The 26,367-nt window shown below is 35.6% G+C and carries 25 protein-coding genes and 1 pseudogene; 20 read left to right on the plus strand and 6 right to left on the minus strand.

Annotated elements, in window-relative coordinates; genetic code table 11:
* Positions 1–175 precede the first annotated feature (175 nt).
* Entirely contained in the window at positions 176–2,908 is a 2,733-nt protein-coding gene (locus CPHY_RS02735) for a transglycosylase domain-containing protein (RefSeq protein WP_012198529.1), read from the minus strand.
* A gap of 211 nt (positions 2,909–3,119) precedes the next feature.
* Positions 3,120–3,776, minus strand: coding sequence for a YigZ family protein (locus CPHY_RS02740; RefSeq protein ID WP_012198530.1), 657 nt, complete (start codon positions 3,774–3,776; stop codon positions 3,120–3,122).
* Positions 3,777–4,046: 270 nt separating this feature from the next.
* On the opposite strand from CPHY_RS02740, the gene CPHY_RS02745 reads away from it, so the two are divergent.
* Complete coding sequence (locus CPHY_RS02745; RefSeq protein WP_012198531.1) at positions 4,047–4,574, plus strand: VanZ family protein; 528 nt, start codon at positions 4,047–4,049, stop codon at positions 4,572–4,574.
* A gap of 48 nt (positions 4,575–4,622) precedes the next feature.
* Here CPHY_RS02745 and CPHY_RS02750 read toward each other — a convergent pair whose 3' ends face one another.
* The gene (locus CPHY_RS02750) at positions 4,623–4,796 is read right to left on the minus strand and encodes a DUF4250 domain-containing protein (RefSeq protein ID WP_012198532.1); all 174 of its coding nucleotides are present in this window, start codon (positions 4,794–4,796) and stop codon (positions 4,623–4,625) included.
* A gap of 195 nt (positions 4,797–4,991) precedes the next feature.
* Here CPHY_RS02750 and CPHY_RS02755 point away from each other — a divergent pair, with 195 nt between their 5' ends.
* Both CPHY_RS02755 and CPHY_RS02760 read left to right on the plus strand, forming a co-directional pair.
* The gene (locus CPHY_RS02755) at positions 4,992–6,326 is read left to right on the plus strand and encodes a replication-associated recombination protein A (protein WP_012198533.1); all 1,335 of its coding nucleotides are present in this window, start codon (positions 4,992–4,994) and stop codon (positions 6,324–6,326) included.
* A gap of 90 nt (positions 6,327–6,416) precedes the next feature.
* Positions 6,417–6,758, plus strand: a complete 342-nt coding sequence (locus CPHY_RS02760; RefSeq protein ID WP_012198534.1) for a hypothetical protein — start codon at positions 6,417–6,419, stop codon at positions 6,756–6,758.
* Between the two features lie 199 nt (positions 6,759–6,957).
* On the opposite strand, the gene CPHY_RS21900 is transcribed toward CPHY_RS02760, so the two are convergent.
* On the minus strand, positions 6,958–7,116 hold the full coding sequence (locus CPHY_RS21900; protein WP_041703126.1) for a hypothetical protein: 159 nt from the start codon (positions 7,114–7,116) through the stop codon (positions 6,958–6,960).
* 352 nt (positions 7,117–7,468) lie between these two features.
* On the opposite strand from CPHY_RS21900, the gene CPHY_RS02770 reads away from it, so the two are divergent.
* From CPHY_RS02770 to CPHY_RS02790, 5 genes are all read left to right on the plus strand, one after another.
* Complete coding sequence (locus tag CPHY_RS02770; protein ID WP_012198535.1) at positions 7,469–7,969, plus strand: SEC-C metal-binding domain-containing protein; 501 nt, start codon at positions 7,469–7,471, stop codon at positions 7,967–7,969.
* Positions 7,970–8,102: 133 nt separating this feature from the next.
* The gene (locus CPHY_RS02775; RefSeq protein ID WP_012198536.1) at positions 8,103–8,603 is read left to right on the plus strand and encodes a hypothetical protein; all 501 of its coding nucleotides are present in this window, start codon (positions 8,103–8,105) and stop codon (positions 8,601–8,603) included.
* Positions 8,590–9,120: a hypothetical protein gene (locus CPHY_RS02780; protein WP_041703128.1), complete on the plus strand. Its 531-nt coding sequence runs from the start codon at positions 8,590–8,592 to the stop codon at positions 9,118–9,120. The genes CPHY_RS02775 and CPHY_RS02780 overlap by 14 nt, the downstream gene beginning before the upstream one ends.
* Positions 9,121–9,844: 724 nt before the next feature.
* Entirely contained in the window at positions 9,845–10,213 is a 369-nt protein-coding gene (locus CPHY_RS02785; RefSeq protein ID WP_012198538.1) for a hypothetical protein, read from the plus strand.
* Between the two features lie 552 nt (positions 10,214–10,765).
* The gene (locus CPHY_RS02790; RefSeq protein ID WP_012198539.1) at positions 10,766–11,500 is read left to right on the plus strand and encodes a hypothetical protein; all 735 of its coding nucleotides are present in this window, start codon (positions 10,766–10,768) and stop codon (positions 11,498–11,500) included.
* Between the two features lie 110 nt (positions 11,501–11,610).
* On the opposite strand, the gene CPHY_RS02795 is transcribed toward CPHY_RS02790, so the two are convergent.
* On the minus strand, positions 11,611–11,979 hold the full coding sequence (locus tag CPHY_RS02795) for a hypothetical protein (RefSeq protein ID WP_012198540.1): 369 nt from the start codon (positions 11,977–11,979) through the stop codon (positions 11,611–11,613).
* A gap of 262 nt (positions 11,980–12,241) precedes the next feature.
* Positions 12,242–12,586 (minus strand): helix-turn-helix domain-containing protein, encoded by a 345-nt coding sequence (locus tag CPHY_RS02800; RefSeq protein WP_012198541.1) that lies wholly within the window; start codon positions 12,584–12,586, stop codon positions 12,242–12,244.
* A 196-nt stretch (positions 12,587–12,782) separates the two neighbouring features.
* Here CPHY_RS02800 and CPHY_RS02805 point away from each other — a divergent pair, with 196 nt between their 5' ends.
* The 12 genes and pseudogenes from CPHY_RS02805 (at position 12,783) to CPHY_RS22530 (ending at position 25,946) form a co-directional block, all read left to right on the plus strand.
* On the plus strand, positions 12,783–14,255 hold the full coding sequence (locus CPHY_RS02805) for an ATP-binding protein (protein ID WP_012198542.1): 1,473 nt from the start codon (positions 12,783–12,785) through the stop codon (positions 14,253–14,255).
* 35 nt (positions 14,256–14,290) lie between these two features.
* Positions 14,291–15,376 (plus strand): HD domain-containing phosphohydrolase, encoded by a 1,086-nt coding sequence (locus tag CPHY_RS02810; RefSeq protein WP_408611167.1) that lies wholly within the window; start codon positions 14,291–14,293, stop codon positions 15,374–15,376.
* Positions 15,377–15,637: 261 nt separating this feature from the next.
* The gene (locus CPHY_RS02815; RefSeq protein WP_012198544.1) at positions 15,638–17,110 is read left to right on the plus strand and encodes a putative glycoside hydrolase; all 1,473 of its coding nucleotides are present in this window, start codon (positions 15,638–15,640) and stop codon (positions 17,108–17,110) included.
* Positions 17,111–17,229: 119 nt separating this feature from the next.
* On the plus strand, positions 17,230–17,784 hold the full coding sequence (locus CPHY_RS02820) for an RNA polymerase sigma factor (RefSeq protein WP_012198545.1): 555 nt from the start codon (positions 17,230–17,232) through the stop codon (positions 17,782–17,784).
* Between the two features lie 15 nt (positions 17,785–17,799).
* Positions 17,800–18,216 carry a hypothetical protein gene (locus CPHY_RS02825; RefSeq protein WP_012198546.1) on the plus strand — a complete coding sequence of 139 codons (417 nt, stop codon included), beginning with the start codon at positions 17,800–17,802 and terminating at the stop codon, positions 18,214–18,216.
* A gap of 281 nt (positions 18,217–18,497) precedes the next feature.
* On the plus strand, positions 18,498–19,415 hold the full coding sequence (gene fabD / locus CPHY_RS02830; RefSeq protein ID WP_012198547.1) for an ACP S-malonyltransferase: 918 nt from the start codon (positions 18,498–18,500) through the stop codon (positions 19,413–19,415).
* A 100-nt stretch (positions 19,416–19,515) separates the two neighbouring features.
* Positions 19,516–20,256 (plus strand): 3-oxoacyl-[acyl-carrier-protein] reductase, encoded by a 741-nt coding sequence (gene fabG, locus CPHY_RS02835; RefSeq protein WP_012198548.1) that lies wholly within the window; start codon positions 19,516–19,518, stop codon positions 20,254–20,256.
* Positions 20,257–20,307: 51 nt separating this feature from the next.
* Positions 20,308–21,543 carry a beta-ketoacyl-ACP synthase II gene (gene fabF, locus CPHY_RS02840; RefSeq protein ID WP_012198549.1) on the plus strand — a complete coding sequence of 412 codons (1,236 nt, stop codon included), beginning with the start codon at positions 20,308–20,310 and terminating at the stop codon, positions 21,541–21,543.
* Positions 21,544–21,563: 20 nt separating this feature from the next.
* Positions 21,564–21,995: an acetyl-CoA carboxylase biotin carboxyl carrier protein gene (locus CPHY_RS02845; protein ID WP_012198550.1), complete on the plus strand. Its 432-nt coding sequence runs from the start codon at positions 21,564–21,566 to the stop codon at positions 21,993–21,995.
* A gap of 142 nt (positions 21,996–22,137) precedes the next feature.
* A complete protein-coding gene (gene fabZ / locus CPHY_RS02850) occupies positions 22,138–22,563 on the plus strand; it encodes a 3-hydroxyacyl-ACP dehydratase FabZ (protein WP_012198551.1) in 426 nt (141 codons plus the stop codon).
* An 81-nt stretch (positions 22,564–22,644) separates the two neighbouring features.
* A complete protein-coding gene (locus CPHY_RS02855) occupies positions 22,645–23,991 on the plus strand; it encodes an acetyl-CoA carboxylase biotin carboxylase subunit (protein ID WP_012198552.1) in 1,347 nt (448 codons plus the stop codon).
* Positions 23,992–24,092: 101 nt separating this feature from the next.
* A pseudogene (locus CPHY_RS22530) lies at positions 24,093–25,946 on the plus strand (acetyl-CoA carboxylase carboxyltransferase subunit alpha).
* Positions 25,947–26,367 lie beyond the last annotated feature (421 nt).

The raw sequence follows: 26,367 nt of genomic DNA on the forward strand, positions 1-26,367 counted from the left end.
TTTAGTCTTTAGTTAGATTTTCTCTAACAAGAAAAAGCATGCCTAATTAGATTTTCCTAGGCATAAAAAAAGAATGAAAAGCTTATTTCGTATGCTTTTCATTCTTTTATAAAGGTAAGTTAGTATGATAACTAACCAGTTTTTATATTTTATAAATTGTCTAAATCAATATTCCTTAAGGCTGATTATCTGTTGGCGGAATAATAATAACTGGAGGAGGTGTTGGTGTAGTTGTTGGTCCTACCGGTATCTTATTTCCTTCGTCTGGATTCTCTGGCCCAATCGGTGTCTCATTATCTTCGCCATCCGTTGGTGGAGCAACAGTCCCTTCACTATGAATTGGACAAGGAGTTGTCATATCACCTGTTGGTAAGATATATGGAGTATCATCTGTTTGACTCTTTTCGTCTTTAATCAAGAAAACTTTTTCCACCAAGGAATCTAGTGGACAATAAGGGCTTGCAAAATGTCCAGATACCTTACAGATACTTACTTTTTGATGAACCGTACAGGTTTGTGTTGGAACGGTTCCCTTAGCAAAATATTCGACTCTTGTGGTGTCACCGCCTAATGCTTTATCACAAACTCCTGGAATTGCTAGTTGACCTGATTTTGCACATATCCTAGCAGATACAATGGAGTCTGGTTTTGCAAATGCCTTATTCTCTAACTTAAGAGTAGAATGGATTTCCTCCATAATATTTCGCCACATTACTTTGTGGTATGATTTTTCCTTTTGTGGGAAATTATAGTCAAATCCTGTCCATATAGCAGAAGTATAATAAGGAGTGTATCCAACAAACCATAAATCGTAGTCTTTCGTTGAGGTTCCGGTCTTACCAGCAATAGGCATGGAGTAATTACGGAATCCAATGCTTGTTGCAGTACCTCTCTTAATAGTATCTTCCATTGCATTCGTTAATAACCATGCAGTAGAAGTATACATTACCTGCTTTGAACTTGGCTCGTTCGAAAGAATAACTTTACCATTCTGGTCTACGACCTTCGTATAATAAATAGGCTCATTATAAACACCGCCATTAGCAATCGCAGCATAACCAGCGGTTAATTCTACGTTTGTTACACCTTCAGTAATACCACCTAAGGCAAGAGGAACACCGATATCAGAATATGTTTTTCCATTATCCATAACTTTTAATTCGATTAATTTAAAACCAAGACTTGTTAAATAATCAAAACCTTTTCTTGGTGTTACTGCCTCCATAAAACGGCAAGCAATAATATTCATAGAATTATAGATGGCTTCACGCATCGTACTTAAGCCCTTATACTTCTTATTCCAGTTGGTTACTGTATCTGTACTATTTGGATAAGTGTATTCTGAGTCATCCATTACACTTGCTAATGTATAACGACCAGAATCAAGAGCTGGAAGGAAGGATGCTAGTACCTTAAAGGTAGAACCAACCTGACGCTTGGAGCTAGATGCACGGTTCGTTGTACGATTACCGGTTTTATTACCACGGCCACCATATAAAGCTACAACGTCACCATTGTGCTGGTCCATAATAGTCATTGAGGTCTGTGGCTGTAAGGTAATTTGTTTATTCTCAACATATACCTGATCACCTTTTACCTTTGAATTACGGAATTCTTCAATTTTTGCTTCCATATCTTCTTTACTGTATCCTAAGGAGTTGATACCTACTTTTGAAGAATATGGATCATGATAGTAAAGACTCTGTGTATCCTTAAAGTCCTTAAAATATTCAAGCAAATCATTGAAGTGATAGTGAGTAACTTTATCCTCGTCATCATAAACAGACAAGTCGTATTTCATTTCATAATAAGAACCTTCCCCAACGGCTGGGAAATTTTTTTCATCTTGAAAATATTTATCTACGATACCCTGAATCGTTTTATCCTGTGTGGTATAGATCTTTAAACCGCCACTATAAAGCATATAGGAGGCGTCATCCTGGGTATATCCTTTCTTTGTTTGAAGATCGGATAAAACTTGATCAATCACTGCATCTGTGAAATAAGAATAATATGTGCTTGGTGCCTTCTCTTCATTGTATTGTTTGATACGGCTGTATACATCATCAGCTAATGCATCATCATGTTCTTTTTGAGAAATGTATCCAAGACGTAGCATATTATCAAGGCAACTTTCTCTACGTTTTGCATTTGTTTCTGGATAGTTAATTGGATTACAACGTACTGGAGAAAGAGCAATTGGAGCAATAACAGAGGCTTCTGATAACGTTAATTCAGAAACATCTTTTCCGAAATAACTCTGAGCTGCAGTTTGCACACCATACGCACCATTACCAAGGTTAATGTTATTTAGATAAGCTTCTAAAATCTCATCCTTAGTGTAGATGTCTTCCAGTTTAATTGCAAGGTATTGCTCTTGTATCTTACGGACAATTTTATCAACAGCATTTGCCTCATTACCATAATTAAATACTTTTATCTTTATTAACTGTTGTGTAAGGGTACTTCCACCAAAGCCAAGTCCTTGCGTTTTTAGTACAGAGAAACCAGCACGAAAAATACCATAAACATCAATTCCATCATGTTGGTAAAAACGTTCATCTTCCAGAGCGACAAAGGAATGTTTTAATACATCTGGGATTTCGTCAATGGAAACTAAGATACGGTTGGACTCTGCACCAATTAACTCTTGTGCTAAGGTACCATCGTTATAGTAAATGTAGCTTGCGAAACCTTCCGGATCGATGTTAACCTGACCGATGTCTGGGGCTGATTCAATGACTCCCTTAACTGCTCCGGATACGGCTATAACACCAACGATGCCAAGACAAACAATGCATATCATACTAACACGAAAAAGCGTTATACGAATCTTCGTATTAAGTCGCTTACTCGTAGACTTGATATCGCGTTGTTTTTTTACGACACCCTTTCTACTAAAATCCATATTGAACCTCCTAATTCTAGCTGCTAAAAAAACTTACAAATTATCAAAGTAAAAACTAATAATAGCTTGGGTAATTCTATTACCGTTACGGTACAAATTATAAAATTGACTTCATTTCTATTATTGACCGATTCCTTCATTTTAGCATAATGCCGTGAAATTTGCAATGAAAGTTAGTAATACAGCCACTTACAGCCATTATCGGGCTATTTTATGCGTTCTCAATCAAGATTTCTTGATCTAAAAAAGCATAATAAACATCCGCTAATTCCTCCATAACGGCCCGTCCATTTGTAGCTTCTGTTATTTTTTTCTGAAAGGACCCAAAAGCATCTGGAGGAATTAATAGGGTAGCTTTCACAATATCGGTATAATCGGTTGATAATATTGTTAGATTCATTGTTCCAGCAATGTATTGAAGCTTACCGATGCCATTATAGTCCGTAGTGATTTCATATTGTTTTCCAAAGTGTTTTTCTATAATAATGCTATTTGCTAACCCTTCTTTTGCAGCACTTTGATAAGCACGCACTAATCCGCCAGTACCAAGCAAGGTACCACCAAAATAACGTGTAACAACTACTGCTGTATTATGAATTCCTTCTCCTAATAAAATATCAAGCATTGGCCGTCCTGCCGTTTTACTAGGTTCACCATCGTCACTGCAACGTTGTAATTCTTGATTTAAACCAAGAACATATGCAGAACAGTTATGTGATGCATCCCAGTTTTTTTTCTTCATCTGCTCAATAAAGGATAGGGCTTCCTCTTCTGACTTGATAGGGATTACAGTAGCGATGAAACGTGATTTCTTTTCTATGATTTCACTGGTTCCGCCGGCGTAAACAGTTTTATAGGAAGTTTGCATTTTTAAACCTCTATTCTGGCGCATGGCACCTTTTTATTAATCATTTGGATGCTTTACTTTTGTACTTTTGTGCGATACAATAAGTACAAACAAATGTACGCAATAATCATCATTATATCAATAGCGAATTTGATGCGCAAGTTATTCATACGGGGAAGCATAAAAAGCGCTTTCCAATGGGGGTGTAACTTGCTAATTTTATGAAAAGAAATAGTTATTATCATCTATATTATTTAAATTAAAGAAAGAAGTGGAGTATTAGTCTAATATATGAAGTTATTAATGAATGAGAATACATCTAAAAAGCAACGACTTATGGCAGCTGTCCCAATGTTACTTATGATGGTGCTTATTTTTTTATTTTCAGCAAAAACAGCGACGGAATCAGACGGGACAAGTCTTCCAATCGCTAAAGGGTTATTAAACACATATCAGAGTTTATTTGGGAAAATGGGGAAGGATTCGTATGATGTTTCGCTTAGAGTTGCGAATGTACTGACTAGAAAAGCTGCACACGTTACCGAATATGGAATCTTGTCCATCTTAGTAAGCTATTATATATGGGTAAGAGGACACCGAGGTAAACAGTTCTTCTTCTTAACCATACTTATCTCAGTGGGTTATGCAATAACAGATGAAATCCATCAACTTTTTGTACCTGGAAGAGCTGGAAGGATTACAGATGTTTTAATAGACTCCAGTGGTTGCATCATGGGTGCATTATTCTTCTTATTAATTTACCATCTGATAAAAAATAGGAGTCTAAAAAAACAACTATCGAGACAGTTAATAAAGTAGTAGCTATGGAATGCAGTATTCACCTATTCCCCTATTTGCGTAAGAATACTAGATAAATTGATTACGTTCTTTTGAGTAGTGGTAGTCTATCTTATCTAAAGTATCTATGAGCGTGACTACATTTACATCAAGGCTTTGGCAAAAATCTTCAAGGCTTTGAAACTCATCTCTTAGTTTTGTGTTCACATAACTTAGTAACATTATTGGATCGGTTGGTAACATTTTTATTCATCCTTTCATTCGTTTTGAGATGGTCTTATCATACTGCAAGGTTTTTCATCTCGTCAAGGGAAGTGTGAAAGAAATTCTAAGCCAGCAAAATACGCTGACTAAGAATCTCTAAGTTTCACACAGACTACTAAGCAGGCATGTTTTCAAGTGTGAAAGAAAAGGTAAAAATACAGATTGGAGGTTATTATGGATCTATTTGAATATATGAGAGAAAATACGAAAGAGAAAGAATCACCGCTTGCTTCTCGTCTTAGACCAACGAAGTTGACAGAAGTGGTCGGACAAAGCCATATCATTGGAGAAGATAAGTTATTATATCGAGCAATCATGGCAGATAAACTTGGTTCGGTTATCTTTTATGGTCCGCCTGGAACCGGAAAGACTACGCTTGCGAAGGTGATTGCAAACACCACCAGTTCAAACTTTCAACAAATTAATGCAACCTCCGCTGGGAAAAAAGATATGGAGGCGGTTATTGAGCAAGCGAAACAAACACTTGGTATGTATGGGAAGAAGACTATCCTTTTTGTAGATGAGATTCATCGATTTAATAAAGGGCAGCAGGATTATTTGTTACCGTTTGTAGAAGATGGTACGATAGTGTTAGTCGGAGCTACTACGGAAAACCCTTATTTTGAAGTAAATAGCGCGCTTATCTCAAGGTCTATTGTGTTTGAATTAAAACCTTTGGAACAAAATGATATCAAAGAACTTTTAATTCGAGCAATTACAGATAAAGAAAAGGGGTTAGGTGCTTATCATGCGGTGATGGAGGATGACGCATTAGACTTTTTAGCAAATGCAGCGAATGGAGATGCAAGATCCGCTTTAAATGCCATTGAGTTAGGTGTCTTAACGACAAAGCGCAGTGAAGATGGCTTCATTCATATTACATTAGAGGTGGCATCGGAGTGTATTCAAAAACGTGTACTAAAGTATGATAAGTCGGGGGATAATCACTACGATACGATATCTGCTTTTATTAAAAGTATGCGTGGTAGTGATCCAGATGCTGCAATCTATTATCTAGCTAAGATGCTTTATGCAGGAGAAGATGTTGCATTTATAGCACGAAGAATTATGATTTGTGCCGCTGAGGATGTATCCAATGCTGATCCAAATGCACTTGTGGTTGCAACAGCAGCAGCACAGGCAGTTGAGAGACTTGGAATGCCAGAAGGACGTATTGTTCTCGCACAAGCAGTTACTTATGTGGCATGTGCACCAAAGAGTAACTCAGCAATCGTGGCCATCGATGAGGCATCGGAGTTAGTTGCAAAGGATAAAACACCTCCAATTCCTCCACATTTACAAGATGCTCATTACAAAGGGGCTGCAAAGCTAAACCATGGGGTAGGATATTTATATGCTCACAACTATGAAAATCATTACGTAAAGCAGCAGTACTTACCAGATCCTTATGTTGGCCGGACATTTTACCGTCCAAGTGATAACGGATATGAGAAGGCTATTAAGGAGTATTTTCGTAAAATAAAAGGAAATGAGACGGATTCGTTTTAAAGTCAGCTAAAAGAAATACTTGTATAGATAATAATATAAGAAAATGATAGTAGAAACCAGAGACGAATTAGTGGAAGAAAGGATTTATGTATGAAAACAAGTAAAGAAAATAATACAAGTGGCACCGATAATACAAACAGCACAGGTAATACAAGTAAAGCAAAAAGAGTATTATCAATGATTGGTATAATCATATTATTGGGATTATATCTATTTTCCCTAGTAGCAGCAATTATGGCAAAGCCATATGCGAATGGTTTATTTTTAACTAGTATATATGCAACCGTTATTATTCCAGTGTTTATTTATGTATTCTTACTGATGAATCGTACTTTTGGAAAGAAAAATGACGGGTATACCATGCATGAAATCAATAAGATGAAGAAAAAGGGATTTCAGGAAGCAAATAAGACGGACAAAGAGGATAATTAGATTAGAGTTAAATTAAGTTAATATAATTAGGTTAACCTAAGATGAGATAGCAATGCTAAAGCAATCACTTAACTCACATGAGTAAACAAGGAAAATGAAATAATCCATAGAATATAGAACACTTTTCTTGGACTATTTCATTTTTTATTTAGAACAAGGGAAAGTCCGCGAAACCTGCTTTTTCTTGTGTGGAGGATGCTTACTTAATATTTTCATCCGACTCCTCTACGATTTCTTCCAGTATGCGAATTAAGTCTTGAGTGTTATTAATGGTAACTTCACGTTCTAAGATGCAGTTTTTTAAATCAATGGACAGAGTTTCAAATTTTGCCTGCATTTTTGGTGCAATATAAGACATAAGAATACCTCTTTCTTAATTAAATAGAATTACTACTTGCCAAACGAATAGAAAGTATTTATAATTAGGTTTTGACGAATATTAAGCCTGTGACTCGGTTGCCACAGGCTTAATCAAAAAGGGGAGGATAAGTATTTAACTCTTCTTTTGTATTGTTGCTTTTCATTGGAGGGGGAATCCAACTATTGAAAGAGCATACGCTAATCTAACCGTATTTTTAAGTTTCACGATAGGCTGTTAGATATCGTGATTCCCAGAAATATCATTAGACTAATTATAGTATTAACGTATAATATCTTTTTATACACACAAAAATAAGAAAAACACACACATTTTTGAAAGGATGAATACAATGAGCTTATTAACAGACTGGAGAGACGTTGCATACGCAGAAGATATGGATCAGAAAACTGGACAAATTTTCTGGGGAAATTATTTCACAATTGAGAAGGGGATCTATGAGCAGCTTTTATCAAATCCAGAGGAAGTGGTAACTGGAACTGTAGAAGAACTTGCTAAGAAATATAATACAACATTACAAATTATGGTTGGTTTCTTAGACGGAATCAATGAAAGCTTAAAAGAGCCAAATCCAATTGAGACTATGGAAGCAAATACTGTTGTTAATTTAGGATTTGATTTAGAAAAGCTTTATTACAATATGGTTGAAGCTAGTGCAGACTGGTTATATACTCTTCCACAGTGGGAAAATTTATTAGATGATTCTCGTAGAAAAGAGTTATATCTTACTCAGAAGAAATCTGGCACAGTTGTGAAGGAAAAGAAAGTCGGACGTAATGATCCATGTCCTTGCGGAAGTGGTAAAAAGTATAAATTCTGTTGTGGTAAATAGTAATAAATGAGTTTTACAGGTAGTGAGTTGATGGCTTGCTACCTGTTTTTTTTATTAATTAGTTAAATCGAGATTTAGCAAAGTAACTGGGGGTGATGAAACGAAAGTAAGGTTACTCGCAAGGGATAGTAAAATGCCTAATATTGCGATCATGAAAATATCTACATATCACAAAGCACAGGGGCATGATGTTGATTGGTATAACCCTGTTATAGATATTATGGATACAGACATCTTGTATGAGTGCCAACTATTTAATTTCACAGCTCCATATCAATATTATCCTGTAAGAGCAAAGATAATAAGAGGTGGTACAGGAGTAGATATCAAGTCACATTTACCAAAAGAAATAGAACAGATACTAGAGCTTGATTATAGTCTGTATCCAGATTGTGATTACTCGATGCAGTTTTTCAGTCGTGGATGTATCAGGAATTGTCATTTCTGCGTAGTGAGAGATAAAGAGGGATATATACATGAGGTTGAGCCAATGCTGCTTAATCCAAAAGGAAAGCACATAGAGGTATTAGATAATAATTTCTTCGCTAATCCGAACTGGAATAAGGCTGTTGATTATATAATCAATACTGGTCAAAAAGTGAGTTTACATGGTGTGGACTATGGATATTTATAATAATTTATTAAATTTAACCATAGGTATAATTGGTGGTATTTTTTCGAGTATAATTGTTTCAAGGATATTTCTAATCACAGCAGACTATAAAGAACAGATTCAAAGAGTACAAACACACGTTGAAGTTCTATATTGTTTATCGGGTTATTTGTATTGTAGTAAAGTTATGATGAAAGAGGCTAAAGAAATTAGCTTAGCACAAAAAGAAAAATTGATTTTAATATTAGAAGAAGAGAAAACTCGCTTTAGCCAAATGATTTTTGATGATCTAGAAAAAGAACTACATAAAATAGCAATAGATATGAATGATTTTATTGAAGGATTTAAAATCAATAAAATGAATGAGCAATATATCAAGAATAGCCGCGATGAATTAGATGGAATTATTTATAGATTTACTATATATAAAAATGATTCACGGATAAAGATGAGAAAACTTTTAATCAGAGATAACGTACTTAGAATTCTGTTATTTGTATTTATTGTAATTATTATATTAACTATAGTATCTAGATAAGACTCTACCAACTATCAATATTTAGTTGGTAGTTTTTTTATGCGGAAAAATAATACACGAAATATGTAATGGTTGCCTCGTGAAGCAACCAAAAATAATTAAAGATTACTAATAATAAAGTAAATGATATCGATTGCAATTTTTAGAAAGAAAAGAAAGAATTTGATCTTATTCATATATGTCACCTCCTCATATATAATCTTGGTACAAATTTTAAACTATTTAAGTGCTGTACCAGTGCAGATTTGTTGATGGTTAATGCCTTCTTTGAACACATTTTATACATTTAAATTCAAGTTGCAAATTTTTAGCTGAATTATTTTAAAGAAAATTGTTTTAAGCTCATGTTGATACTAAAGAGGTTAATAAAAGAGGATTATGCAAGAGCTTTTGACAATATGATGCGATAATTACAATCGTATAAAGTAGCAACAGGATATACGGATATAAAATTGTAGGATACAAGACGTGTATGGAAGATGTAAAAGACTATTTTATTAGTTTGATAAATTAAATTTAGCGAGGTATAAAATATGGTTTTATATGAAGAATGCGATTTGATAAATCCAAATATGACAGAGTGCGAATTATGTTACAGATATGAAATATGTAAAAAAGCAAAAGATAATGATAATAAGGAAGTAAACTTAAACTAAAATTATAAGAATACTTAGCTAAAAAGATAAGCATAGACATAAGATAGTATAAAAAAGGAGTTTTGTAAATGTTTGATATGGAGAGATACGAAATTATGTTTGACACGGAGAGATACGAAATTATGTTTAATGCTGAGAAAAGTGTTGATTTTGACCTTGATATTGTTGTAAATAGCTGGGCTGCTGCAGCGAAGGCTGTTCAAGCTAAGACGGGTATATTTGTTAATGCTCAATTTGTAGAAAAAATGATTGCTTACCACGAAAGCAATTTGTCTGAAAGGGTAGTAGCAGCAACAGCAACTAGAAATCCAACCGTAATAACTGATAAAGAGCTTTTCTTTGATGCATTAATAGAGGTTATTAATAATACAAAACTCATTCTAGGTAATCCATACACTAGCTTAACAAGATTACCAGCAGAGGTAATAGTTATGTGATACACAGATGATATTAGTTGCGATATCAATATATTGTTATACTTCAAATATGAGGTCTCTAAATGCGTTTTATATTAGAAACCTCATTATAACAGTAACATGGACAAGTATATTAAATATCAAAGCAGCACATTGACAATTACATATCGATTAGTAGATAATAACCTCGTAGGAGGATGTAAAATTATGGGATTAAATGATTATTTAGAGGAGTTCTGTAAGTGAGATGGGTATGTTTACACGACAGGCATCAATGATTAGGGGGGAATACATAGTTCACATTGAAGATGAATTAGAGTGTAGCCAAGCAATTCTAACTAATGCCGAGTATGAAGAAATCACCGAAACTAAAATAAAGAGCTACTAGAGCTTATGAGGAGAGGAATAGAACACAGAACTAGATTATCTCAAAACAGACATGGTGAGTTGCGTTTGATACGTGGGATTAGAGGTTTTAACCGTATATTGATAGTTGGTAAAAAATATAGTATTCTCTTTAATAAGAGTATTAATATTTTGTTAGATTAATAAAGCAGAAAAGAGGTGCTTACTATGTTTCAATTATTCAAAAAAATATGGCAAAATAGAATAGGTAAGATAATACTATTAGTTTTGAGTAGCATTGTTTTAGTTATGTTCTTAATTTGGTATATTACCCTATTTAATCAAAAAGTGATATATTTTAACGGTGAACGTTTAATACAAACTAAATTAACTAATAGTACCCAATATAAAGGCAATTATTTATCCGAGCCGATACTAATAACCGTACAAAATCAAAATACTGGAGAAATTATTGTTGAATACAATTTACCAAATAAATTGTATTTTAGTTACCTTGTCTATTTTGAAAATGGTAATAATTATGGGAAAAAAATAAGAATTTTAGAAGATAATAATGAACTTTTTAATGGGATTTATAATAATAATTCTCCATTCAATCTTTTAACCAACGACTTGGAGCCTTACTTTGATAATGATTTACGTGTTGTTTCAAACAACAATTTTTATCCAGGAGATTTTAAACCATCACTTAATACTACTGCAGAATTTGCAACAGGTAATGGAGTTGAAAATCGTGGAAAGATTTATCCATTAATAATGTTTTTTGTAGTTTTAATAATATATTTTATTGATATAAAATTTCCTTTATTTTTCTTTACATTGCATAATTTTCTCTCTGTAAAAGATCCTGAGCCGACTGAATTTTATTTGTACATGCAAAAACTAGGTTGGTATGTTATTTATCCTATATTTTTGATTGTGCTACTATTCATGGGGATTTGACTATAGTATAATGCTTTATAATTTATTTGTTTGGTGGACAAAGCCCATTAAAAAAGCCCCTCGGTGAGGGGCTTAAACTCTTATATGTAGTTCAATCGTATCAGTCTGATTTAAGCGTTTGGAACGTTTTCTGTCTTTTGCTTAAGAGCACCAAGGATAAAAACTGCTGCGAAAATTAAGCTTAATATAGCCCAGATTTTCAAATCACCGTATAGAGTACTGCTAGTTGCAAGGCCCATAATACCTCCTAGTGCATAAAAAACACCTGCAGTCATTGGTCCTCCTTTACCCTTATTTCTTGTTGCTACCCCTACAATTCCAGCTATTAGAAAACAGAATGCTATGAGCATTCCAGCTGATCCGCTAGACTCTCCATTATTAACTAATGCATTACCAACGCCAGCTGCACAGGATTGAAATGAGACAAAAGCAAATAAAACCATTGAAATTATACCGATTACTAATCTTGCTGTCTTCATATACCCATTCTCCTTATATTATAATATGAAACAACAATATTTTACCAATTTAAACAAATATTATCAATAGTGAAAGTGCCTAGTTTCCTAAATACTTTTTAATAATTATTACGAAAAATCTTTTCTATATTGCCTTGCTGGACAAATTCTACTTAAAGTTCACCACACAAAAAAGGCTCAATCGAGTTACCCTCGATTGAGCTTTCTATTTTTTATATGGGACATTGGAACACTTGGTCTTTGGACTACCTGCCTATGTAACTTATTCGTTAGAGGATTCTTGCTTGTATAGTAGGTAGTTCGCAAAATTCTTTAATTCTGCTGCGTTATTAGAATCTAATTGCTGATATAGATTAAAGAAATCCACGATATCTTTATCTAATACTTCACCGCCGACTGGAAGATAAGCATCTGAAATACCGAGCAGATAATCACACGATACATCAAAGTATCTGGAAAGTGCAATTAGTTTTTCAAATGATGGTTCATTTCTTCGTGATTCATAATTAGATACGGCTGTTGGCTTCAAGCCAAGAATTTCAGCAAGCTCGCTCTGTGTCAATTTATGCTTTTGACGCAATTGCTTTAAACGTATATTAAAATTCATATTTGACCTCCAAGTCCATATTTAGCGCTTGCATTTAATCTTTCGTGTAGCGCAAACGTATTCTTCAATTATTATAACAAAATATGGCAAAATGTCAACATATTTTCCAAAGATTGATATATGAACTGCTATCACATTGACAAACTTTTTTGAGTGAATTATCATATTGGTAAGAAAATGGTAAAGGGGGTGCATCATGAGCAAAATTCCTTATGATTTAGTTCTGAAACATTGTGCTGAGGGGGTTTTTATTTTTGATCAAACGGGGCAGATTTTTTATGCAAATGATGCTGCCATGCAAGAAACCGGATATATGGACAAGTTAGTTGATACAAACATCTTGGACATATTTCCAAAAGCGTTAAAAGTACATATGGATAATATGATTATTAATCGTTTTGAAGTAGAAGAGGTAAAAGAAACGATGGAATATTCAATAATTGAGACATTTGCATATCGAAAGAATCAGACCTGTTACCCTGTAAGGATGAAATTATTATGGGGAGAGAAGGAAAAGGATAATTTTTCTGTTTGCATTACTCGAAATATGACAGAGCTGAATGCTGTTATGAAAAGAGAAAAGAATGTCAAAGAAGAACTAAAGGAAGCGACTGGAGTAAAAAATGAATTTCTGGCAAACATCACGCATGAGCTAAGAACGCCGGTTAACGGAATGAAAGGATTAGCAGATGTTTTACTAGGTACGGAATTAACACAAAATCAGAGAGAAAATGTAAATATTATCAGACGTTGCTGTGATAACATGACCAATATAATTAATGGAATTTTAGATTTTTCGAAAATTACCGCGGGGAAGATGCAACTTGAAAATAAGGTAATTGATATTTCAAATTTTCTTAAGAATACGCTTTCTTATCATATACCGAAATTAAATGAAAAAGGGTTAAAGCTACAAGTAAATATCGGAGATAACGTTCCTAAAAAAATACTAGGGGATGAACTACGTTTAGAGCAGATTCTTAGTAATCTGATATCAAATGCAATAAAATTTACTTCAGTGGGACAATTAGTGATTGAGGTAATCAATACAGATCAAAAAGAGGATGAAGTAGAACTGTTTTTTATGGTCATTGATAGTGGGATTGGAATATCGAAAGAAGATATGGATAAGCTTTTTCAAAGTTTTTCTCAAGTAGATGGCTCCATTACTAGAAGATATGGCGGGACAGGACTCGGACTTGCTATTAGTAAAAGTTTAGTAGAGTTAATGGGAGGCACGATTCATGTCAGTAGCGAGATAGGTAGAGGAAGTACATTTTCCTTCTCCATTCGATTTAAAGTAGTGAAAGAGGATTACGATATAGAGACAGAACCAAAACTTGATGGAAATAATGGGTTCACCATGGAAAACACTACTTGGAATGTTATATCCGGAGATAGGCAGAATGTGAGAGCTCCGAGATTGTCAGAACCATATGTACTTGATAAGGTGGCCATTGCAGAGCATCTAGAAAAACTTATTATCTGCGTAGAGTTAGAAACTTGGGAAAAGGCAGAAAATTTTGCAAGTATTATTAAAAGAATGATACCCGAGTCTGAGCAGGAAGGTAGGAAGAATGCTTTTCGTCTAGAGCTTGCGGTAAGAAAAGAAGATTATGAAGGAACTCAAAAGCAGATAAAAAAATTGCAGGATTATTTACAATCGTAACTTAGTAACTGCGAATGATAGATAGAATATATGGGGTGGATGGTTTGGAAATAGGAGAACAGATAATACAGGAAGCAAATATTCTTATAGTGGATGATGTGATCGCAAATCTAATTGTGTTGACAGAGATGATACGAAAATCTGGATATGTAGCGCGTCCAGTTACCAGTGTAAAGCAAGCAACACAAGCAATTGAGGCAACACTGCCGCAACTTATTTTGTTAGATATCTCTATGCCTGATATGGATGGATTTGAGTGGTGCGAGAGATTGAAAAAAGATGCAAAAACGAGAGATATTCCGATAATCTTTATTTCAGCACTAAATTCTACTGAAGATAAAATTCGAGGATTTAACCTTGGTGCGGTTGATTTTATTAGTAAACCTTTTGAACACGAAGAAGTATCGCTAAGAATTAGTACTCATCTTAAAATACATCGAATGCAGCAAGAACTTGAGATGTATAATCAAAAGCTTCAAAAACTTGTCAAAGAACAGATGGAAAAGATAGAAACGGAAGAGAAAAATCTGATCTATGCAATGGCTAGAATGTGTGAAGCAAGAGATAAGGGAAGAGAAAATCATATTGAAAATATAGGAAAGAATTGTAGGCTTCTTGCAATGAGTTTGCATTTTTCGGGTTTGTACGAAGAGGAGATCACACAAGATTATATTGATACGATTGAGCTTGCTTCCGCATTACATGATATCGGTAAAATATTCATACCTGATAATATTTTACAAAAAAGAGGGAAACTTACTATAGATGAGGATAGAGTGCTGAAATCACATGCGGAACTTGGAGCTAAGAACTTAAGTGAAGCTTATGCACAAAGTGAATATAATGACTTCTTAAAGATGGCTATTGACATAGCAAAGTATCATCATGAGAAGTATGATGGATCAGGATATCCAATGGGATTAAGAGGGAAAGAGATACCTTTATCTGCCCGTATTGTTGCCGTAGTAAATAAGTATGATAATTTATTAAGAGATTCAGCGGATGAAGGAGAGGAAGCGCATAAAGAGGCACTACAGCGTATGAAGCTTGAGGCGAACCGTAGCTTAGATCCTGACATTATTGAAGTATTTTTAAAGATACAACGCCAGCTAAAAAGATAAGTGAACAACCTTAGATTCCAGGCAAATAGCCCCAAAAAAACTTACCAAGAATGTATACGGACCGAGGGCTTAATTAAGATTAGGAATTTAGGAAGAGTGAAAGATCAATCTATCATAGAGTGAAAGATAAAACTATCATATAGTGAAAGATAAAACTATCACAGAGTGAAGGATCAATCTTTCACTCAGGAAGTTTGAGCCTACGTAATCCTCGGCACAAACTTCGAATGTGCGAAAAGATGTGCAGGAATGAGGAAAAGGATGAGAAAGAAAGATCGTTATCTTGATTTTGATGCAAAACGTAGGAAACTAAAATTTACTCGAAGAAGAATAAAAGGTTTTCAAAATCGAGGGGTGTTAGCACTACTCATTTTGGTAATTGCTTTAGGGCTTGGTACATGTGTTTTCTTTTTTTTAAAAGCTAAGATGGATAGGATTGGGAAAAAAGAACTTTCTGAAAATCAATTAATTAAACAACAGCTTGAGGAATTATCGGGTCGTACGGCATCTGGACCTTATGGAATGTGGATTGCTAAGCCAATAGGGGAAAAGCTATTAGAGCCTGTGGAAGATCAGGAAGTTTGGATGACGAATTTTAAAGATACTCGTAAAGCAGTTAAAGCAAAGGGAATATACATCACTGCATCCAGAGCGAATAATAATATCGATGATTTATTAAAATTAGTAGATGATACAGAACTTAACGCGATGGTAATTGATATCAAAGATGACGAAGGGAGAATCACTTACCAGATGCAATATCAACCAGCCATCGATATTAATGCAACAAGAGGTTATATTAGTGATATTAATGGGCTAATAAGTAAGTTAAAAGAACACGATGTTTATCTTATTGCCCGTGTTGTAGCATTTAAAGATCCTGTACTAGCTGATAAAAGGCCAGAACTTGCACTTAAGTTAAAGGATGGTTCTACCTTTCGTGATAAGGATAAGTTAGCGTGGGTAAATCCTTATAAAAAAGAAGTATGGGATTACTTAGTAGGAGTTGCATCGCAATGTGCTTCGCTTGGTTTTGATGAGGTTAACTTTGATTACATTCGTTTTTCCACAGATAGTGGTATGGCAAATGTTGATTTTGGGGTGGAAGCTACCACCAAAACAAAAATTGAAACTATAACAGAGTTTGTAAAATATGCTTGTGAACAATTACGACCATTAGGTATCTTTGTATCAGCGGATGTTTATGGAGCGATTATCAGTAGCTCTGTAGATGCGAAAATCGTTGGGCAAAGTTATTTAGAGATGTCTAAATATTTAGATTATATATGTCCTATGATTTACCCTTCCCATTATGGTGAAGGTTATTATGGAATTAAATATCCTGATACAGAGCCTTATAATCTTATACTGGCGGCGCTAGACGCTTCCAGAAAGGCATTAAATCAAATACCAGAGGGAGAACACAAGGCGTTGGTTCGGCCTTGGCTTCAGGATTTTACCGCCCCTTGGATTAAACATTATATTCGATATGGTTCCAAGGAAGTCAGAGAACAGATTGAAGCTGTCTATGATTCTGATTACTCAGAGTGGCTTTTATGGAACGGTAATATGAATTATACCAAGGAAGCGTTATATACGGAGGAAGAAGCAGCGATTCAATATGCCAATCGGCCAACGCCAACCCCTCTTCCAATGCCTTCGTCAATTCCACTTCCAACTAGAGTTCCAAACTCTGGTAAGTATTATGATTCACCATGGAAATCAGGAAATTAATAAAATTATTGCAAGGTATTTTTATTTCATGGGTATTTATAGATAAGCATACGATATTATAGTGTGCGACATATGTCGTATTCCACTATTATAACGCATACTCGAAGGAGGCAGTTAACTTGACCGATGAAGAAATTCTTTCTCTGATTAATAAGAAAAATCAACTGGGACTCTCCTTGTTAGCAGAGAAGTATGAAAAACTGCTAGTATATATCGCTGCTGGTATCCTTGGAAACCATGTTAGGGATATAGAGGAATGTGTTAACGATACGTATTTTAAGTTCTGGAAGAATGCAGAGAAATATGATTATACGAAAGCCTCGTTGCCTACCTATCTTAAGGTGATTGTCAGAAACACCGCGATCAATCGTTTGCGTGATGTGAGGAGGCACGAAGACCGGACACATTCCGAAGATGTAGCAGAGCTTGCATCGGTTCTTCCCGATGTAAGTGTGAACATTGAAAATCAAATGTTACGAAAAGAAAATGTAAAGAGGCTAAATAAAATGATTGCAAGTCTCCCAGAGAAAGATCGGGAATTAATGATAAGAAAATATTATTATGTGCAATCCTCCAAGGTAATAGCACATGCTATGAGCATGTCTGTTACAGCAGTGGATAGTAGGTTATCACGTTTACGAACAAAAATGAAAAATGAATATCAGTTAACTTAAAGAAGGGAGCAACCTATGACGGAAAATTACTTAATTGATTTAATGGGTGATTTAGAAACCAGATTCCTAGAAAATGAGTACCCTGAGAGGGACATTCAAAAGCAAACGGCCATCGCAAAAAGAAGACGAACATTAATGCCATTTAAGAAGGGAAATGTATTTGTAATTTCGGATACATTATATCGAACCATAAATGAGCAAAGAGAACTATATGACAATATAGTTGCGCATGAGCCTGTATTAGAGCGTGCTGCTCATGCAAAAGAACATGTAAAACAGAAAGTAGATGCCGTTCAAGCAAAGATAAAGGCATTGGTAGCAGTAGTGTCAGGGATAATAGCCATGGCAGTCGTTATTATAAGTTTAATACGTATGGTTGCTAAGAAAAAGTGGTTAAATAAATTGTTTGGAAAGAGAGTACAAACAGCATAAGAACGAGGGGAGAAACTGAAAAATCCTCCAGTGTGAAAATTAGAATTTCTTGAGCGACGTACTTTAGTCGTCCAAGAAATTCTTCTCACTTTGAAAACATATCTGTAGTAGGCTGGATATTTGGTACCTGCTCAACAGTAGGCAGCGTGAAAAACTTTGTTCTCTCGTACAGAAGTTTGTGCTAAGGATAACGCAGGCACAAATATCCGTTTGAACTCATTTTATTATTGAATGGAAATACTTTAATTAAAAAGAATAGTTACTCGGAGGTTAGGTTGATAATGAAACAAGTGGCATTTCTCTTCCCAGGCCAGGGGGCTCAATATACTGGAATGGGAAAAGACTTTTATGATACCTATAAAGAATCCAAAGAGGTATTTGAATTAGCAAGTGATATTTTATCACTCGATATGACGAAACTTATTTTTGAAGAGGATGAAAGACTTCATATAACAGAATATACGCAAGTAGCAATGGTTACCACAATGACAGCAATGCTAATGGCTGTGAAGGAGAAGAACATAACTCCAGCTGTTTGTGCCGGACTTAGTTTAGGAGAGTATGTAGCTCTATATCAAAGTAAGGTTCTAAGCTTAAAAGATGTGATTTATCTTGTAAGAAAAAGAGGAATCTATATGCAAGAAGCAGTACCAGTGTCTGTAGGTACGATGGCAGCAGTGTTAGGGCTTAACAATGAATTGGTGGAAGAAATTTGTGCCAATACGGAAGGAATCGTAACCGTAGCAAATTATAACTGTCCAGGGCAAATTGTAATCTCAGGTGAAAAGCATTCGGTTGAAGCAGCAAAGATTAGCCTTGAAAAAGCAGGAGCGAAAAGGGTTTTACCGCTTAATGTAAGTGGACCATTCCATTCACCGATGCTTCTTCCAGCTGGTGAAAAGCTTCGAAAAGAGTTAGAAGTGATTACAATAAATGATCCAGTAATTCCTTACGTTGCGAATACTACGGCTGAGTATATCACAAGCAAAGAGCCTATCGTAGATAGTTTGGCAGCTCAAGTTTCTTCTTCCGTACGATGGCAACAGAGTGTGGAAAAAATGATTGCAAATGGTATTACAACTTTTGTTGAGATTGGTCCAGGAAAAACCTTATCTTCATTTGTAAAAAAGATCGATCGTACCATGCAAGTAATTAACATAGAAAAGATAGAAGATTTAGATAAGCTAGACGCTTTATAAATAATGACAGCTTTATATTCGTACCAATAGATTTTTGTTACATTTCTCATAACAGAAATCTGATATTGGTCATTTTTATACGCTTAAATGGAGGAATGATATGTTAGAGAATAAAGTTGCAGTGGTGACAGGCGCGAGCCGTGGAATTGGACGCCAGGTCGCATTGACACTTGCTAGTTATGGAGCAACAGTAGTAGTTAATTATTGTGGTTCAAAGGAACGTGCTGAAGAAGTAGTACAAAAGATTATAAGCGAAGGTGGGAAAGCTATTGCTTATCAGGCAGATGTTTCGGATGCAAAAGCTACAGAAGCTATGTTTGCTGATATCTTAGCAGAATTTAAACAAGTTGATATCTTAGTAAATAACGCTGGTATTACAAGAGATAACCTTATTATGAAGATGTCGGAAGAAGAATTTGATGTGGTTATTGATACGAACTTAAAAGGTTGTTTTCACTGTATTAAGCAAGTGACTCGTCCAATGCTTAAGCAAAGAAGCGGAAGAATTATCAATATCTCATCGGTCGTTGGTGTGATTGGGAATATAGGTCAGATAAATTATTGTGCATCCAAAGCTGGTGTGATAGGAATGACAAAGTCAGCTGCCAGAGAATTAGGTTCTCGTGGGATTACCGTGAATGCGGTAGCACCAGGATTTATACAGACGGAAATGACTGATGTTTTACCAGAGAATGCAAAAGAGATGGTACTTACACAAATACCGCTAAAGAAGTTTGGTGAGGTTACTCATATAGCAGAAACAGTAGCATTTTTGGCATCGGATAAAGCAGCTTATATTACGGGGCAAGTAATACAAGTAGATGGTGGAATGGGAATGTAATTAGTGCCTGCACCTTAAGTTTGCAGGCTATGGAAAGGTGTGGTTATTCATATGAAACGAGTAGTAGTAACAGGTATGGGAGTAATTACTCCAATCGGAAAGAATGTGGAAGATTTTTGGAGTAATATTAAAAGTGGAACAACAGGTTTTGGGCCGATTACCTATTTTGATACAACCGATTATCGTGCAAAGCTTGCAGCAGAGGTAAAAGATTTTAATGCAGCCGACTATATGGATGGGAAGTCAGCAAGACGTATGGAAAAATTCTGTCAATATGCAGTAGCTGCGACAAAGGAAGCGATCGAATCCAGTGGTCTTGATTTAACGAAAGAAGATAGAACAAGAATTGGTGTGTCTGTTGGTTCTGGTATTGGTGACTTAGTGATTATCGAAAAGGAATACGAAAAAGTTTTAAATAACGGTCCTAAGAGAACCAACCCATTATTTGTTCCGCTGATGATAAGCAATATGGCAGCTGGTAATGTATCAATTAATTTCGGACTAAAGGGAAAATGTATTAACGTAGTAACTGCATGTGCGACAGGAACACATTCGATTGGAGAAGCGTACCGTGCAATTCAATGTGGTGATGCAGATGTTATGGTTTGTGGTGGCACGGAAGCAGCGATTTCAAAGCTTGGTATTGCAGGATTTGGAGCACTTACTGCATTAAGTTCATCGGAAGATCCAAAGAGAGCCTCCATTCCTTTTGATAAAGAACGTAACGGCTTTATTATGGGAGAGGGTGCTGGTGTTGTTGTGATTGAGTCCTTAGAACATGCCAAAGCAAGAGGAGCGAATATCTTAGCAGAAGTAGCTGGATATGGAGCAACAGCAGATGCTTTTCATATTACCTCACCTGCTGAAGATGGAGAAGGTGCGATGAGAGCAATGCTCCTTGCAGTGAAAGAAGCAGGCTTAAAACCAGAAGATGTTGATTACATCAATGCACACGGAACAAGTACTCATCACAATGATTTATTTGAGACAAAATCGATTAAAGCTGCATTTGGAGAGCATGCATATCATCTTAATGTGAATTCTACAAAGTCAATGACAGGTCATCTGTTAGGTGCTGCTGGCGCTGTTGAATTTATTGTATGTGTGAAATCTGTACAGGAAGATTTTATTCATGCGACAGTTGGTTATAGCGTACCAGATGAAGAACTTGATTTGGATTATACAAAGGAAGCTAGAACGGACAAAAAGGTAAATGTAGCAATTAGTAATTCTCTAGGATTTGGTGGACACAATGGAACTCTTCTAGTAAAAAAATATGTAGAGTAAGGTGCAGAACGGGGGATTTTATGGAAATTAAAGATATTATTGATTTGATTGAGGCAGTATCTTCTTCGAAGTTAACTTCTTTTACTTATATAGAGGGAGAGACAAAGCTCTCTTTTGAATTAAATCATGAATTACTGATAACGGATGCTTCTAAGGTAGTAGCAGCTACTGCAATTAGCGAACAAGATTGTATTTTAAAAGATACAGTTCCATGTAATATTATTACTTCTCCGATGGTAGGAACATTTTACTGTGCTAAGGGAGAAGGGGAAGAACCTTTCATTCAAGTTGGAGATAAGGTCATAAAAGGGCAAGTTGTTGGTATTGTCGAGGCTATGAAGCTTATGAATGAAATTGAGTCTCCATATGATGGTTTTGTAGAAGAAGTTTTAGTGAAAAATCAAGAAATGGTTGGATTTGATCAAAAACTAGTTCGTATCCGTCCATTATAGAAAAATTAAGTAGATTTTTAGGAAAAGTTCGCTGATGCGTTCTTTTACTCTATATGTTGCAATGGATGTTAAGTAATTTGTACTGGCGTACAAAGTTGCTAACGATAAGAAATGACGCTAAAGCGCCAGAATAGAGGTTAAAATGGTATTAAATTGTAATGAAATTATGGATATAATTCCGCACCGTAGTCCATTTTTATTAGTAGACAGAATCTTAGAATTAGTTCCAGGAATTCGTGCTATCGGAAGAAAGTGTGTAACTTTTAATGAGCCTTTTTTTACTGGACATTATCCAGGTAATCCAGTGATGCCAGGAGTCTTAATTATAGAAGCATTAGCACAGGTAGGTTCCGTGGTTATGCTATCTTTGGAAGAAAATAAAGGTAAAGTTCCCTTCTTTGGGGGAATTGATAAAGCGAAATTTCGTAACATGGTAACACCTGGTGATGTGTTAACATTAGAGGTTTCTTTACTAAAGCAAAAAGGACCAGTCGGTGTAGCTACCGCAAAAGCATACGATGACGAAAAGGTTTTTGCAGAGGCAGAATTAACGTTTGTAATACGTTAAGAATAGCGAATTATAAAGTAATTCACTGAAATATTGTGCAATAGCCCAAATTTGCGGGGTAGCAAAGGAATGGGGGTTCTTATGTTTAAGAAGATTTTAGTAGCCAATCGTGGCGAAATAGCAGTACGAATTATCCGCGCCTGTAGAGAGATGGGTATTCAGACTGTTGCAATATATTCTACGGCAGATGAGCAAGCATTACATGCCCAATTAGCCGATGAAGCTGTATGCATAGGTCCAGCATATGCGAAAGATAGTTATTTAAAGATGGAGAGAATCTTAAGTGCAACACTAGCATCTGGAGCGGAGGCAATTCATCCGGGATTCGGATTTTTATCGGAAAATAGTAAGTTTGCACAACTTTGTGAAAAATGTAATATTGCATTTATCGGACCCAATAAGGATGTAATTGATCGTATGGGAGATAAGGCATGTGCAAGAAACACCATGATGGAAGCAAAGGTTCCAGTAGTACCTGGAACCAAAGAGCCACTTCACGAGCTTAAGAGAGCGAAAGCTCTTGCAAATGAAATCGGATATCCGATTATGATCAAAGCAAGCGCCGGTGGTGGTGGTCGTGGCATGCGTATCGTACACTCAGAAGAGGAATTTGATAATCTATTTGAAACTGCAAGGCAAGAGGCGAAAAATGCTTTCGGTGACGATACTATGTATCTGGAGCGTTACATTTCTGGAGCGAGACATATTGAATTTCAGATACTTGCTGATCAGTTCGGCAATGTAGTACATCTTGGTGAACGTGATTGTTCTGTACAAAGAAGACATCAAAAAATGATAGAAGAAGCACCGTCTGCAGCTCTTAATGAATCTCTTCGAAAAGAGATGGGAGAGGTAGCAGTTATGGCAGCAAAAGCGGCGAATTATACGAATGCAGGAACAATTGAGTTTTTGCTAGATGATAAAGGCCGATATTATTTTATTGAGATGAATACTAGAATTCAGGTTGAGCATGGAATTACAGAGCTTGTTACCGGAATTGATTTGATAAAGGAACAAATTAAAATTGCAGCAGGAGAGCCATTAAGCTTTAAACAGGAGGATGTAAGGATTGCGGGGCATGCAATTGAATGCAGAATAAACGCAGAGTGTCCGGAACGAGGGTTCTTACCATCTCCTGGTACTGTGACAGAATTTCATATGCCAGGAGGGTTTGGTGTTCGCATCGATACGATGTTATATGAAGGATATACCATTCCTAGATACTATGACTCCTTGATAGCAAAAGTGATGGTGCATGATAAAACCAGAGAAGAAGCTATCGCTAAGATGCAGGGTGTCCTGGGCGAATTAATTATTGATGGTATTGAAACCAATACAGATTTTCTTTATCAGTTGATACAGAATAAACAATTTCAAACAGGAAATATAACAACCAATTTTATAGAACAATTTCTAGGTAAAGAGTAAGTGGTATATATAAGTTAAACTAAGTTTAACTAATATTGTTGATGGCGCACAAAGTTGCGACCGTTATGTGAAGGCGATAAAACGCCAGAATAGAGGTTACAATGGGAATGTTTAAGAAAACTGGAAACGCATCGGAGAAGGAAACCAGAAGGAATGAGAAAGTAAAGAATATCATGAATGAACCACAGGTTCCGGATGGATTATTTCAAAAATGCGAAAAATGTGGCGAAATTATCTATGCAGAGGATATTATAGCAAATTACTATATCTGTCCAAACTGCAATAATTACTTTCGAATCGCTCCCAAAACAAGGCTTAGTATGGTTCTGGATAAAGGAAGCTTTATAGAGTACGATGTGAATCTACCAATTAGTAATCCACTTGATTTTCCAGGCTATGAAGCTAAACTTTCTCATATGAAGTCTGTCAATAATCTTGATGAAGCAGTAATTACAGGAGAAGGTAAAATTTGTGGTGCAAGTGTTTCTATCGGAGCGATGGCCTCAACTTTCTTGATGGGAAGTATGGGTGGTGTCGTTGGTGAGAAAATCACTAGACTAATTGAAAAGGCAACAGAGAAACGTCAGCCGCTGATACTTTTTTGCTGTTCAGGCGGAGCTAGAATGCAGGAGGGAATCATATCACTTATGCAAATGGCAAAAACAAGTGCAGCCCTGAAACGTCATTCGGATGCTGGATTAATTTATATTCCGATTCTTACTGATCCATCCACTGGTGGTGTCGTTGCAAGTTTTGCAATGCTTGGCGATGTAATTCTTGCAGAACCTGGAGCATTAATCGGATTTGCTGGTCCACGTGTTATTGAGCAGACGATTGGTCAGAAGTTACCAGAAGGATTTCAACGTGCAGAGTTTTTATTAGAGCATGGATTTGTCGATAAAATTGTAAAACGCAGCCGTTTAAAACAAGTGTTATCTTTTTTAATAAAAACAAGTATGAACCCTAGTTATGAGTCTCTCTATGAAGAAGAACAAGAAGAGACTACGGAACTGAATGAGTTTTTATAGAACTAGTGCGTGGAAATGAGGTGAGTTATGGAGAATAATATATCTGCTTGGGAACGCGTAAAGATTGCAAGAGGAACAGAACGCCCAACAAGTATAGATTATATGAGTCATATATTTGATCGTTTTTTAGAATTGCATGGTGACCGCTATTGCGGAGATGATGGAGCAATTGTAGGTGGAATTGCAACCATTGACGGAATACCGGTTACTGTGATTGGACAGCAAAAAGGACGTAATATCAAGCAAAACATGAAACGCAATTTTGGTATGCCTAATCCAGAAGGATATCGTAAGGCACTGCGTCTAATGAAGCAGGCAGAAAAATTTCATCGTCCTGTTATCTGCTTTGTTGATACCCCTGGAGCATTTTGTGGTATTGAGGCTGAGATGCGAGGGCAAGGAGAGGCTATTGCGAAGAATCTATATGAGATGTCTTCCTTAAAAACTCCAATCCTATCTATAGTGATAGGCGAAGGCGGAAGTGGGGGAGCTTTAGCACTTGCTGTTGCAGATGAGGTTTGGATGCTAGAAAATGCAACGTATTCTATTCTTTCTCCGGAAGGTTTTGCTTCTATCTTGTGGAAGGATAGTAAGAGAGCGGATGAGGCGGCAGCTATTATGAAAATAACGGCTGATGATTTATTAGAATTAAAGATTATCGATCAAGTATTCCCTGAATTATCGCTAGAAGAGACAGAGAAAGAAGCGATGTCACTTTTGGGTGATGAATCTGAACCGGTTTCTGAATTTATTACTGATATCGAGGAAAAGGATGGGGATAACGAAATAAAACGTACCTTAAACACTGGTAATATGGAACATGTTGCTTGGTCTTTAAAACAAGGTATATTAGAATTCGTTAAACGTTACTCAGATAAAGGGGAAACTCTTATAGAAACTCGTTATCAAAGATTCCGTAAATATTAATCTTTGGTAATGATATAAAGAAACAAAATTTTGCTAGAGGTAAATAGGTTCTATCATTATGAATTGTCTAATGATAAAAACCTATTTATTTTTTTGCGTATGAATAGGAAAAATATAATAACTTTCTGCCATATAGGAATTATACAAAGATTTTCTACTATTTAGGAATTATACAATGATTTTCTACCATATAGGAACTATACAATAAGGTCCGATCATATAGTAATTTTAATAAGTTTCGATTATATAGTAATTAACAATAAGTTTTTATCATAAAGAAATTTAGAGCAAGTTTTTAACATATAAGAAATTTTACAATAGATTCTAACATTGACATACTTATTTTTTTAGGTTAGAATAGAAAACAGGAATTTAATAATGATTCTCATTATATATTAATAACATGGAAAGGATGGTACTA

The sequence above is a fragment of the Lachnoclostridium phytofermentans ISDg genome (assembly GCF_000018685.1).
Classification (GTDB): Bacteria; Bacillota; Clostridia; order Lachnospirales; family Lachnospiraceae; genus Lachnoclostridium; species Lachnoclostridium phytofermentans.